This is a genomic window from Haemophilus haemolyticus (assembly GCF_003493685.1).
GTDB lineage: Bacteria > Pseudomonadota > Gammaproteobacteria > Enterobacterales > Pasteurellaceae > Haemophilus > Haemophilus haemolyticus_O.
Genome location: NZ_QQJW01000009.1, coordinates 1 through 14,029 on the forward strand (window position 1 = coordinate 1; position 14,029 = coordinate 14,029).

A 14,029-nucleotide genomic window follows, 5' to 3' on the forward strand; every position below is an offset into this window, starting at 1 on the left:
ACTCTAAAGCAACTGCGGCTTCAACTGCAGCATCTACTGCAGACAGCAAAGCAGTGGCCGCATCCACGGCCGCATCAACCGCTGACTCTAAAGCAACTGCGGCTTCAACTGCAGCATCTACTGCAGATAGCAAAGCGGTAGCAGCGTCTACAGCAGCTTCAACCGCTGACTCTAAAGCAGAAGCAGCGAAAGAAGCTGTTAATCGTTCAGGTTTAGAAACTGATGGTCAAAATACGAAGATCGGAAGTGGAGCAACCTACGCAGGCGGTTCAAATGCAACTGCAATTGGTGGATCAGCTAAAGCAACTGCGGAAAATACAACTGCAGTGGGTCAAGGATCTGAAGCGACTGAAAAAGGTGCAACAGCAATTGGTCAAGGTGCGAAAGCAACTGCTGAAAACGCTGTAGCAATTGGTTCAGGATCTGTAGCCGATGAAGCTCATACAGTATCTGTAGGTTCACAAGGTAATGAACGTCGTATAACAAATGTTGCTGCTGGTAGACATCCAACCGATGCAGCTAATGTTGGACAAATTAATGCGGCTGAAAACCGAATGAACAATAAACTTGGTAAACTTGATAAGAAACTTCGTGGCGGTATTGCAAGTGCGGTAGCGGTAGCGAATATTCCTCAAGTTACAATCCCTGGAGCAAATATGGTTGCTGTAGGCGCTGGTAACTATAAAGGTCAAAGTGCTATAGCAATAGGTTACTCTAAAGCAAGCGATAATAACCGAGTTATTATTAAAATGAGCGCAGGTGCAAGTACCCAACGTGATTACACATTCGGTGCTGGTATCGGTTACCAGTGGTAATAACTAAATAGTTAATCTAAATTAGTTGATTAACTGAAAAAGAGCGGTATTTTTATCATCTATTTGGTAAAATAACCGCTCTTTTATTATATGGGTGTTAAGAATAAAATATGTCTAAGAAATACAACGTAGGTATTACGTTTAATTTAGAAAGCCAAATTAGAGATATTTGGTCTAATGGCGTTAATCAAAATTTAATTTTTTTATATCAATTATTTGAAGAATTAGATATTGTAAAAAATATTACCTTTGTTTGTTGGGGGCCAGAGGGCATAACAACACCTGATAAAAATTTTATGTTGGAAAATTTAAATCTTAAATTCTCACATATTGATGATGTTATTGAAGATTTAGATCTTTTAATTGAAGGTTCATTATCTATCGAGCCAAACCGAGCTGAGACTATTCATAAAAATGGTGGTAAAGTTATTTGTTATAAAATGGGAAATGACTATATTTATGATATTGAAGCTGTAATACATAATAAATCGGCAACAAGAATATTTAATGGTACTAAGTTTGATGCGAATTGGATTATTCCACAGAATATGAATACGAATTCTGCATATTTTTCAATTATGCATCGTTGTCCATCTCGACAAATCCCGTTTATTTGGTCTTCAGTTTTTTGTGATAAAGGAATTGCTGAATTAGATCGACCATTTGGTTATATAAATAATTTAGATAAGTCTAAAAAATCTCGTCGAATATCTTCTTTTGAACCTAATATATCTATTTTTAAAAATAGTTTTACTGATATTTTAATTGCGGAACAAGCATACAGAGAAAAACCAGATCTTATTGAGCATGTTTATATGTGCAATACATATGACATTAAAGATCACCCTACTTTTTTCAATTTTATTGGAAGAACACATTTGGTCCGAGATGGAGTGATGAGTGTCGAAAAACGATTTGCCATGCCATTATTTTTATCAGAATATACAGATATTGTATTAAGTACTCAATGGGAAAATGGATTAAATTATGCATACAATGATGCTCTTTATGGTGGCTATCCATTGATTCATAATTCTAAATTATTACCTAAAGGCGTAGGATATTATTACGATCAATTTGATGCATTTGAAGGCGCAAGAGTATTAATTGATGTGATTGAAAATCATGATAAATATCACGATGCTTATGTTCAACGTGCGAATGAATATTTAGATTCCTTACACCCACATAACCCTATAAATTTAGCGGTTTATGAACTTGAATTAAAGCGTTTATTTGAATAAAAGAGTAAAAGAATGAGAAAGTATAAGATTGGTATTACATTTAATTTAGAAGGGAAAATAAGAGACATTTGGGCAAATGGCGCAGGACAAAATGTCATATTTCTCTATAATTTATTAAAAAGCTTAGATTGTGTTGAGTCTGTTGTTTTAGTGAGTGATGGGCCGAATAAAATTACTGTACCTGATAAAGGTTTTATGCTTGATGATTTTGATTTATCTTTTGCTTATATTTATGATGTTATTGATGACTTGGACGTCTTAATTGAAGGAACGTTAACTATTGAACCTGATTATGCTAATCGAATTCATCAAAGAGGAGGAAAAACGGTTGTTTATAAAATGGGAAATGATTATATCTATGATATAGAGTCAACCATACATAATAAGTCTCCTATTCATCAATTCAATGGTGCAAAAATTGATACTAATTGGATTATTCCACAAAATATGAATACGAATTCGGATTATTTTTCAATTATGCATGATTGTCCATCTGTTAAAATTCCTTTTATTTGGGAACCTTTATTTTGCCAAGCTGCAATTGCTCAACGACCTGATTTATCTTTTGGTTATTTAAGTAATATAAATAAACATAACCATAACCATAAGCGTAGAATATCCTCATTTGAACCCAATATTTCTATTTTTAAAAATAGTTTTACCGATATTTTAATTGCTGAGCAAGCATATAGAGAAAGACCAGATCTGATTGAGCATGTTTATATGTGCAATACCTATGATAAAAGAGAACATAGTACTTTCCATAATTTTATTGGTAGAACAGATCTAGTAAAAGATGGAGTGATGAGTGTGGAAAATCGCTTTAGAATGACAGATTTCTTATCTATTTATACGGATATTGTCCTCAGCACGCAATGGGAGAATGGATTGAACTATGCTTATAATGAAGCACTTTATGGAGGATATCCGTTAGTACATAATTCTACCTTGCTTCCAAAAGGTATTGGGTATTACTATGATCAATTTGATGCTTTTGATGGTGCAAAAAAATTAATTTATGCGATAGAAAATCATGATAAAAATTATGATGAATATATGCAAAAAGCAAGTGATTATTTGGATTCATTAAACCCTTATAATTCAGTTAATTTAGCGATTTATGAAAGAGAATTAAAACGTTTATTTAAGTGAGAAAGAATGAAAAAATATAAAATAGGTATTACATTTAATTTAGAACATCAAAATAAAGATGTATGGTCTAATGGTGTTCATCAAAATTTGGTTTTCTTATATCAGCTTTTTAATGCATTGGATTGTGTTGAAGATGTTATATTTGTGAGTTGGGGACCAGAAAATATAAGTGATCCTAAAGAATGGAATATTCTATCAGAGCTTAATCTAAAATTTTATCAAATTGATGAAAAGATTAATGAACTAGATATTTTAGTAGAAGGTTCCTTATATATTGAACCGCGTCACGCAGATATTATTCGAAAGAATGGTGGGAAAATTGTTTGCTATAAGATGGGAAATGATTTTATTTATGATGTTGAGGCATTTTTACATAATAAGCTATCACCAAGTAGTTTTAATGGCACTCTGTTTGATTCACATTGGTTTATACCACAAATGTGGAATACAAATTCATCCTATTTTGCAATTATGCAACGTTCAGAACCACGTTTAATTCCCTTTATTTGGTCCCCATTATTCTTAGACAAAGCTATAAAAGATTTATCACAACCATTTGGTTATCTAAATAATAAAAATGATTCTAAAGAAACAAGACGAATCTCATCATTTGAACCAAACATTTCTATATTTAAAAATTGCTTTATAGATATCCTAATTGCAGAACAGGCATTCAGAGAAAGACCAGAACTCATTGAACATGTTTTTATGTGTAATACTTATGATAAGAGAGAGCGACCTGCTTTCCGAGACTTTATTGGACGAACAGACTTATTAAAAAATGGAAAGATCTCAGTAGAAGGGCGTTTTAATATGGCTTATTTCTTATCTAAGTATACTGATATAGTTTTAAGTACTCAGTGGGAAAATGGTTTAAATTATGCTTACAATGAAGCTCTTTATGGAGGCTATCCATTTATTCATAATTCTAAACTTTTGCCTAAAGGTGTAGGATATTATTACGATCAATTTGATGCTTTTGATGGGGCGAAAGTTTTAATTGATGTCATTGAAAATCATGATAAACACCATGATGAATATGTTGCTAGAGCAAATGACTATTTAGCTTCATTGCATCCATATAATCCTGTTAATCTTGCTATTTATGAAAATGAATTAAAGCGTTTGTTTAAATAGGAAAATATAAATGAAAAGAATTATTTTAACCGCATTAGATAACAATAATACTATTTGGTATGAGCAATTCTTACCCTTTATATTAAGTTTACAAAAAACAGATTTCTATACTGAGAAAAAAGGTGATATTGGTGTATTAGATTATGGTCTTTCCCTAGAAAAAAAGCGGTTTTAGAGAAAAATAATATTTTTTGTTTTACCCCTTCTCATTGTTATAGTGAAATGCTTTTAGATAGACATATTTCTGTTGCAGATATTGCAGAAAAATATGCTTATGAGCAAATTGCATTTTATGATGCCGATATTTGGTTTCCCTCACAAACACTAACTATTTTTGATCAGATTATTCATCAAGATAATTTATATTGCGCTTATGATGCTTGGCGTTGTAGTTTTCTAACCGATGTTATTTCAGAAGATAAAATTGATAAATTTAATAAAAAAATTGATGTGTTAGAGGAAAAAAATGGATATGTATGGCAGGTTGGTGTTGTTTTAGGAAGTAAAAAAGCTTTTTTAAATTATAAAGAGTATGTTCAGTATCAGTTAAATACAAATTCATATTTTAATATGAGGTATGGTATTGATACATCATTAATGAATCTCTATTCCTATAATGAAAATAAAGTAAGTTTACTGCCTACTAAATATAATTGTACTCCTGTTTGGGGAGTAAGACATCTTGTAAAAAATAATCAGCATTTTTTTCTCATAGAAAATGAGCAAGTAGAGGGATTTCATATTACAAGGAATCATCGTGAAGATAAATTAATTACGTTTAATGGACTTTATCCTGATGATTTTTATAAGAGGGGAAAAGCTTTCCAAACGGAGGATTATATACTTTATAACATCACTAGAGAAAGTTTAGTGACAAATAATAGTGAAAGCCAGACTAAATTATCACTAGATTATGCAAAAGCTAATGGCCATCTTTTAATAAAATTTGATAGTGGTGATATTTTTCGGAAAGATGCATTATGCATTGAATGTTCAGGAGAGAGTACAATTTCTTTTATAAATCACCAAGACTTTCCAGTAACTCTATACTGGCTTTATAATGAAATTGCTACTTACCCTGAATGTACTCGCGTTTATATTAATTATGACGGTATATTTATACCTAAACGGAATTGTTATTATAAAAATACCATAGAACCAGGTAAAACCATTAGTTTTAATACTCAGGACTTGAATGTTAAAGAACATCGTATTCAGTGGTTTTTTACGGATTTACAGATTATTTAATTTATGGTGGCAAAGTATGAAAAAATACGTACTTTTTGATAAAAAAAACAAAAAGTTAGAAAATTTTTATCAAAACACAATTAAAGATGGTTTTATTGAAATAGAAAATATTCCTGCTGAACTAATAGACTTATTTCCAGATAAGTCTCTCGTTTTTAATTGTTTAAAGTTTCAAGAAACTTTTAATAGAGAAGTAAAAACTAAGGATATTTGTCAGACGTTATCTCATATTCAATGTTGGAAAGCTATTTCAGAAAATCAATTAATTGATGATAATGATATGGTTCTGGTTGCTGAGGCAGATATTGTGCTTGTACCAAATGCGATTGAATTAGCAAATGAATATGCAAAGAAATATTCTTCTTATAATGTAATAAAATTACAGCGTGACTTTCCAACATATAATCAAGAAACTTTATTTAAGAGAGGAGATATTATTGATGCATTAGTTTATGGAAATAAAGAAAACTATAATAATTCTGGCGCATCACTTTATCTTATTCGTAAAAGTATCGCTAGGAAGTTATTTGAATATACAATAAAAGAAAAACCTTATTGGAAAGCAGATTATTTTTCAGATTTTATTTCTTTAGTTGATAACATACGGAATGTTATTCAAGCTGAAAAACTATTAGGGCACACAATAAAAAATAAAAAAATGCCTGAAAACCCTTTGTTTAGTATTATTATTCCTATCTACAATACATCCAGATATTTAGATGAGTGCATTATTTCAGTTCTTAAGCAAAAATTTGATAATTATGAAGTAATTCTAATTGACGATGGTTCAACAGATGATTCTTTTGATATTTGTAACAAATATAGGAAGGAATACGGTAATGTTGTTTTTATTAGCAAATCAAACGAGGGACAATCTATTGCTAGAAATATTGGCATACATCTAGCAAGAGGGAAATATCTCATATTTCTGGATAGCGATGATTATTGGAATAACGACAAAGTATTATCTGACTTAGAAATGATTTATTACGAACATAATCCTGATATTATTATAAACTCCTTAGCTTCTGTTTATCCAGATCAAGTTGCTTATCACAATCCTGAGTATGAAAATATGCAAGGAGATTTTCATAAAGATTTTCAATATTTGTTTAATAAAGAAATTTATCTTGGTTTTCCTGTTACAAAAGTAATAAAAAAAGAAATTATAAAAAATAATAATCTTTATTTTATTCAAGGGAGAACATTTGAAGATATTCCGTGGAGTTTTAATCTAGTAAGACATATTAAAACGTATTCAATCTACCCTACAATATACTATATGTATAGAAGAAATACGGATAACTCTACAACTAAGAACGTTAGTACAACTAATCAACGAAATTTATTTATGAATTTTATTGATGTCTATAAAGAATTAAACTATTTTAAAGAAAATATTCCTAGTCTTTATCCTATAATGCTTAATTATGCATATGATATAGATAAATATATTATGAAATGCTATCAGCTACTTGATATTGAATCTAAGAAAGAAGTCGAGGAATTAATGGAAGAACATAATATTATCTTAAAAAAAATAGAAAGCTGGGAAACTTGCTAGATAACTAAACTAACCTTTCCCCTGTGTAATCATTTTAAATGAAGATTGAAAATTTTATTTTACTGTTATGAAAACGCTATGTTCATTCTGCAAAACACAGTTCAATATGCTTTTTTAGAATACGGTAAATAGTGTCTAAATTTCATTAATATAGTTATAATTTACTGTAATAGTTCTGCCATTGATACTAATTTACTACAGACTCAAATAACTTATATTTATTAACCGTGAGTAAATATATTCACGGTTATAGAGGTTCCCCTATTGAGGAATGTGGAACGTTAAACATTTTGGTTTCACTCGCCTTTTAACACATTAGCTACATTAATACGCAATGCTCGACGTGTTGGAATAATAACAGCCACAAATGCCACTAGTAACGAAAGTACAATCGTAATTGGCAATACAGGCAGTCGCATATCAATATAAGATTTGAATACGGTTATTCCCAATACTTGAGCTAATAAATAACCCAAGCCAAGCCCGATAATAATCGCACAAAATGCGATAATTAAAATTTCAGTGCTGATTTGGCGAATAATGTCTAATTTTCTTGCACCTAGTGTTTTTTGTAAGGCAAATTCTTTGGAACGTTCACCGACAATGGCAATTAAGGTCGTATTCACACATAAGGTTGCAAGCACCAAAATTACAAGGGAAATTAAGCCCATTAAGCCTTTAATTTTTTCTAAAATTTGTCCTTCTGAGGCGGAAACTTTACGGATCGGGCGAGCAGTTAAATCGGGATATTGTTGCATGATTTTTTCGGCAAATTGATCCACTGTATTAGCGCCTTGCTCATTTTGCACATTGAGTAATGCGTTGTTTACTACGCCTTCTTTATCCAACCAATTTTGTGCAAATTCAACATTTACAATAAGCATATTGTCAGTTGCATCACCGGCTTCTACAATTCCTTTAATGTTGAAACTGTGTTTTTCTACGGCATTTTTAGACAGTTGTAGGCTGTCTCCCACTTTAACATGTAATCGTTCAGCAAGGTTTTTCCCAATCATCGCATTGCGATCGTCAAAGTTTACGTTGATTGCTGATCCTGTAATTTGCCAGTAAGGGGCGAGGATTCGCATGGCATCAAAATTTACGCCCATTAGAACAATTTTTTCCAAATCACTGCGTGCGACGCCATAAAGGTAAGGACTGGCTGCGGTGATAAAACCATCGGGTGCTTTTTGTAAAATTGCGTTTAATTCTGCTTGATTCATCATTCCGCCATCGGCTGAACCAATGTAGAAATTTGCTCCGAAAGTACGGAGTTCTTGGCTCATTTTGGTATTGATGTCGAAGTAAACCGCAGCCATTGCAGTGACAATGCTTGCGCCCACTGTCAGTGCGGTGAAAATAATGAATACTCGTTGGAGGCGTAATCGCAACGCGCGGAAAATTAATCGCCAGAACATGCTTTGAGTTTTTGCGTTTTTATGCTCTGCCATAAAGCACCTCGACAGGGTAAAGTTTAGCGATTTTATGTGCAGGGAACCAAGTGCCAATCACAGCAATAAGAATGGAGAGTGCGAGAACACAAGGCACGACGATCCAAGCAAAGTCAAGAGGCGCGCCAAATAGTGCGGCACCGATAAATTTGGCTAATCCCCATCCCGCTAAACAGCCAAATATTCCGCCTACTAATGCACTTAGCACCGCTTCACAGTAGAACAATAAGGTGATTTGCCATTGATAAGCGCCTAGTGCTTTCATTAAGCCAATTTCTTTTGAGCGTTCGATAATTCCTGCGCTCATTAAGGAAGCAATACCCATTGCCGCAGCGATTAATGCCGCGAAGGTAACGACCGCCAATAAGAGTTGGATTTTACCAATGACTACACCTTCAGACGCGGCGACTTGCCAAATTGGGCGAACCATTGCACCAGAGATTGCTTCTTCTAATTGATGGGAAATTGATGAAACATAAGCGGTGCAATACCAACGGTCGTAGGCTTCCGCATCTAAGGCATCCGTATTGGCGCGCGCTTTACGAGAAAGATCATTTTCAGGCACGGTGAGGGCAGATACACGAACGGATTGCACTTTGCCCTCTAAACCCAGCAAATTTTGTACCGCACTTAGAGGTATCACAAGCTGATTATCTTCTGTTCCCCCAGTACTTAAAATGCCTTTAATTTCTACCGCACTTTGTTGGCTTTCGCCGTTATCGTTTGTGTAGCTTAAGCTAAGGTTATCGCCAATTTTCCAACCATTACTTTTGGCAAGTTGTTCGCCAGCAAGTGCAGGGACGATTTCGTCAAAGTTATTGTTTACATCATCAACCCATTCCCCTTCCACTTTCCAATAAGGGCTAATGATTCGTTGTCCTGTGTGGTAATCTTCTTCATCGGGCACGGCAATATTATGATCAAAGAAGGTACCAAGCACATTAATCGTTTTCGGCGCTGAAAGTGCGGTGGAATTTTGTGAAGATTTTGTCACCTGTACATTTGCTGAAAGCAAAGGGGCAAAACCCACGATATTATTTCGCCAGAAAATATCTTTGATGTTGGGAAGTTCTTTTTCATCTAAAAAATCTTGGCTAGATAAGGAAGCGCTATGGCTGAGTTCATCCGGCAATGCCGCATTGCTGGCTGGCTCTACCAGAATATTGGCACCGTAAGATTTCAGCTCTTTCGCCATTTTGTCACCAATATCAATGGAAACTGCAAGCAGCGCAGAGACTAAGCCAGCGGCTAAGAAAATAGTGATAATGGCGAGCAATTTACGTTTGATACCAAATCGCCAAGATTGAAATAACATTCTAGCAAGCATTGTTATTCCCCTTTTGGATTTTCATTTTTGTTAATGCCGAGATAGTTATCGGGATTATCGCGGAATAAATCGAGATTTTTTTCGTTCTCAAAGAAATAAGTATGCCCTTCGTGGCTATATTTATATTCAGTTTTAGTGTTTTTGAGTTTGGCGCCACTAATCGGATCTTGCACTTCAATTTCCACAATCGTACTGAATAGATTTAAGCCATCTTCAAGGCTTTTACGAGAAATCACGATTTCATTTTCAGTTTGTTGCCAATTTTCAATAGGTACAGGGTTACAACCGCCCGGTTTACCGATAGACGGAATAAAGAGATGCACGCCACAACCAACACAGACTACTTGATTACCTTGCATGACATAGCCTTGATCTCCGCAGAGTAGGCAAGCATCGAATACTGCCGCCATACTGACTTTATTCGGTTGGCGATTGATAATGAAAAAGCGTACGGCTTTGCCATCATCTGCAATCCAAACGAAACGGTGAAGTTTACCGTCTTTAAGGGGCTCAAGTGCTAAATGTACTTCATTTTTGTCATTAAGTTGTACAGGAACTGCTTCAGAAAGTTGTGGCGGTTGAGAGGCAACTTTTTCCCAATAAAGTTGGCTTGCAGCAACAAATAAAATACCTAATATGCCCCATAAAATTGTGCGTTTTGATGTTTGTACGAAGGCTAATTTTTTGCGTTTTTCAATAAGATCCTTTTCGGCTTTTGCTTCTCTTAAATGTTTTGAATGTGTTTGAATGGTAAAAATACACAACACAACGAGCATTAACACAACACAAATGATATTGAGCCAATCGGTGATTTCCCCTGATTTTGCCACAAAACTTAACCGCACTTTGGTGAGTTCAATGAGTTGTAATTTCATTAAGGTAAGCAACAGTTCTGCTACAAGAGGAAGAATTAAAGCGATAAAAAGTAAAAAGCTGAGTGCAAAAAGTGCGGTGGATTTACCTTGTGTTTTTTGTTGCTGTTTAAGTAAGAAGTAGAGCCATGCACTTGAAGCTAAACTAAAAATTACGCCAAAAATGACCGCACTTATATTTAAAATAAAGTCAGTGTTAATAACATCTGTGTTGGTGAGAGCAGTGATGTTTGGATCTTTCGCCCAAGTTGCTCCTGCGATAAGCATTAATGCAAATTGCCAGAGTGCTGCAAGGGCTGATGATTTGCTCCATTGGCTGATTGCAAAAAGTAAGAAGATAATTAAGAAGCCGATGGTTAGAATAAGATTGCTGGTTTGTCCATTAGGAATATTTAGTCGTAGGACCACACCCAAAGTCAAGCCAATAAGGCTTAGCCAAATAAGCGTTTTAGGCGAAATATTGCCTTTTTTAATTGCCCAAGATGCACCGAGTAAAAGCGAAATTGGCAAAAGAGATTGCAGAACAAAAATGAAAAAATAAGTCATAGAAAGAGGATTTTTAAATGGTAGGGTGGGCTTTAGCCCACCGTTTTTTCATGTCTGATTGTTAATTGGTGGGCAGAAGCCCACCCTACAGCACTATTATTTTAAACCAGTAAATTTGAATTCATAATTTACATCAAATGGTTTCCACCAACGACCTACGCCAGTTTCTTCATCAGTGTGGCGGTGCATACCAGCTTTTGGTGGCGGATCGATATGATAAGTTAATTTGTAGTTACCCACGCCCATCATTTTGATGTTTGCGCCATAGTGTGGGCCATCGCCAGCAACCATTGGCATGAAGGTACCTTCTTGTTTAGCACCCGTATCGGTATTGACTAAGGTATAGTTGATGGTTAAATAAGGCATCCATTCACCTTCACCAAAACCGTTTTTGTTACCTTTCACTGCGTGAATGTCTGCTTCTAAATGAATATCAGATTTTGCTGCAGGCAAGCCCATGCCGCGAGGTTCCATATCTACTGGTTTTAAGTAAACCGCTGCAATTTCCATGTCATTCATGGTAACCGCTTCACCGATTGGATATTCTTGGAATGCGTAAGCAGAAGTTGCTGCAAACATTCCTGCTAATAAACTTGCGCTAAGAAGTGCTTTTTTCATAGTTTCTCTCCTGAGATGAGTTTTGAGTTAATTTGAAACCGCTTTTTTGCTTTGATATTTCATAACAAACAAAGCAAAAATAGCAGCAAGAATTAAGATTGCTTGTGGTACAAGGGTTTCCACATAAGGATAAACACCTAACCACGAGATTTCTGGTACACCGTTAATTAATGTCGGTTCAAACAGTTTACCTTCAATAAGTTCAAGTACAGATTTGCCAGCGAATACAAATGCCATTAAATACATAAATGAACCGGTAAACATAAAGAATGGTTTTAATGGCAATTTAACCACGGTGTAACGCATTATAAAGTAGCAAATCGCCAGTAAAATCACCCCACAAATAAAGCCGGCAAAAAGATAGGCTAAACTGACCGCACTTTTCGCATCGCCAACTAGGGCATAATAGAACAATACGGTTTCTGCGCCTTCACGATATACAGCAAGGAAACTGGTCAGCCATAAGCCGAATAGAGAACCTGCTGTTAATGCCGTTGAAAGTTTGCCTTCGAGATAGCGTTTCCAGTTTTGTGCTTCGACTTTAGAAAGCAACCAGTAACTCATACTAAACAGCATAAAGACCGCAATAATCATTGTGAAACCTTCAAGCAATTCGCGGTTTTGCCCTGAGTTTTCAAAAATAAGTTGGAAGATGAATGCGGTAACGACGCTTGCCCCTAACGCCACATAAACGGATTGGCGAATAACTGGTAATTTATCATGATGATTATTTTTCACCATATAAGCGACAATAGCGGCAACAATTAATAATGCCTCTAAGCCTTCACGTAAAATAATAAGCAGGCTATATAAGAACATGGACCAATCACTTTGCTCACCACCTTGCAATATTTGAACGGCTTTCGCTAAGTTTTGGCTTAAACCTGCAGCTTGTTCTTGTAATTTGTCGCCATTTCCCGCTTTCATCAGACTGACTAAACGAGTGAAATAACCTTCTAATTCCGCTTTAAAATTGCTATCGCGAGAGCCAACTTTGTTTTCCATGCCAGAACTTTCAAATATATCAAAATAAGTGTCTTGCACCGCAAGCATGGCTTTTTTCGCATCGCCTTGTTCATAAAGGGTAATAGCTTGTTGAATACGTTGGTTGATTTCAGTCGTAATTTTTGCCCAATCTTGCTCTGCAATCTTATCTGAAGTTTGCGCTTGTGATTGTGTCGCTTGAGCGTTTTGTTCATCGCGAGTGGTTGGCAAATTAGGAAGTTGTTCTTCAATATCTTGTAAGAGTTGTGTGCTTTGGTAAGCAATCTCTGTCATTTGATCAGGTTGTTCGCTCAAACGAATCAAATTATAGAATTGTTGATTGATTGCTGCTGAAATTTCAGAAGAGCGGTTAGTTCTAACCGACATTTCCATTTCAGAGTTTTTGTAGCCGTCATATTGAGCTTGTTGGAATGCTTTTTTAGCATTGGCAAAATCACCGCTTTCATAAGCACTAATGGCTTGAGCAATAAAATCATCAATGGTTTTGAAACTTTGTTGCCAATAAGGTTTGATGGCTTGATTATCATAAACGCCGTGTTGACTATCAGCATTGAGTTGATGCCCTTCAACAAGAGAAGGTAAAACTTGCTGTAATTCATTTTTTAAACCGTTGATTTTGGCTTGAACCTCATTCATTGGTTTACCTTCGCCAATCATTTTGCGAATTTCACCAAAAGTGGCTTCCATTTGATAGCTTTTTTGCGCAGAAAAATTAATGCGAATGGGGCCTTCTAAATTTTCAAATACTTCAAAATAGGCCATTTGTACTTCGGTTTTGGCATCATCAATTTTGTTTTCTTTAAGAAGTTGTTCGGTGTGATTCAAGCGTTGAGTAATGTCATCTACCCATTTTTGATAGTTATCGGCAAAGACTGTTTGAGAGAATAAAAATAGTAAAGATATGCTGATATAACGTAAAATGTGCGGCATAGAACTAATAACCTTATAAATGAAATCCATTCGTATTTGAAAGATATATCTAATGATAAAAAATCTCAACTATAAATTTGAATTTTTGCTACTTAGATCAAGTTTTATTTGAAAATTTAA

12 protein-coding genes are annotated in these 14,029 nt (G+C 34.7%); 7 read left to right on the forward strand and 5 right to left on the reverse strand.

The window, feature by feature from the left end:
* From DV434_RS07550 to DV434_RS07575, 7 genes are all read left to right on the forward strand, one after another.
* The coding region (locus tag DV434_RS07550) for a YadA family autotransporter adhesin (protein WP_239994348.1) at positions 1-815 on the forward strand (815 nt) is incomplete at its 5' end.
* Positions 816-925: 110 nt separating this feature from the next.
* A complete protein-coding gene (locus tag DV434_RS07555; RefSeq protein WP_118784780.1) occupies positions 926-2,059 on the forward strand; it encodes a DUF2827 family protein in 1,134 nt (377 codons plus the stop codon).
* A 12-nt stretch (positions 2,060-2,071) separates the two neighbouring features.
* A complete protein-coding gene (locus DV434_RS07560; protein ID WP_118784779.1) occupies positions 2,072-3,211 on the forward strand; it encodes a DUF2827 family protein in 1,140 nt (379 codons plus the stop codon).
* A 6-nt stretch (positions 3,212-3,217) separates the two neighbouring features.
* Complete coding sequence (locus DV434_RS07565; RefSeq protein WP_118784778.1) at positions 3,218-4,348, forward strand: DUF2827 family protein; 1,131 nt, start codon at positions 3,218-3,220, stop codon at positions 4,346-4,348.
* Between the two features lie 10 nt (positions 4,349-4,358).
* Positions 4,359-4,523 carry a hypothetical protein gene (locus DV434_RS10820; RefSeq protein ID WP_192882524.1) on the forward strand — a complete coding sequence of 55 codons (165 nt, stop codon included), beginning with the start codon at positions 4,359-4,361 and terminating at the stop codon, positions 4,521-4,523.
* Between the two features lie 47 nt (positions 4,524-4,570).
* Complete coding sequence (locus DV434_RS07570; protein WP_118811576.1) at positions 4,571-5,596, forward strand: hypothetical protein; 1,026 nt, start codon at positions 4,571-4,573, stop codon at positions 5,594-5,596.
* Positions 5,597-5,612: 16 nt separating this feature from the next.
* Positions 5,613-7,160: a glycosyltransferase gene (locus DV434_RS07575; RefSeq protein ID WP_192881446.1), complete on the forward strand. Its 1,548-nt coding sequence runs from the start codon at positions 5,613-5,615 to the stop codon at positions 7,158-7,160.
* Between the two features lie 296 nt (positions 7,161-7,456).
* Here DV434_RS07575 and DV434_RS07580 read toward each other — a convergent pair whose 3' ends face one another.
* The 5 genes from DV434_RS07580 to DV434_RS07600 all read right to left on the reverse strand — a co-directional run bounded on the left by DV434_RS07580 (position 7,457) and on the right by DV434_RS07600 (position 13,939).
* A complete protein-coding gene (locus DV434_RS07580; RefSeq protein ID WP_118784775.1) occupies positions 7,457-8,611 on the reverse strand; it encodes an ABC transporter permease in 1,155 nt (384 codons plus the stop codon).
* Positions 8,598-9,938 (reverse strand): ABC transporter permease, encoded by a 1,341-nt coding sequence (locus tag DV434_RS07585; RefSeq protein ID WP_118784774.1) that lies wholly within the window; start codon positions 9,936-9,938, stop codon positions 8,598-8,600. Before DV434_RS07585 ends, DV434_RS07580 begins: the two co-directional genes overlap by 14 nt.
* Before the next feature lie 2 nt (positions 9,939-9,940).
* Positions 9,941-11,356, reverse strand: coding sequence for a Fe-S-containing protein (locus DV434_RS07590; RefSeq protein WP_118784773.1), 1,416 nt, complete (start codon positions 11,354-11,356; stop codon positions 9,941-9,943).
* 96 nt (positions 11,357-11,452) lie between these two features.
* The gene (locus DV434_RS07595) at positions 11,453-11,974 is read right to left on the reverse strand and encodes an iron transporter (RefSeq protein ID WP_005626197.1); all 522 of its coding nucleotides are present in this window, start codon (positions 11,972-11,974) and stop codon (positions 11,453-11,455) included.
* 27 nt (positions 11,975-12,001) lie between these two features.
* Positions 12,002-13,939 carry an FTR1 family iron permease gene (locus DV434_RS07600; protein WP_118784772.1) on the reverse strand — a complete coding sequence of 646 codons (1,938 nt, stop codon included), beginning with the start codon at positions 13,937-13,939 and terminating at the stop codon, positions 12,002-12,004.
* Positions 13,940-14,029 lie beyond the last annotated feature (90 nt).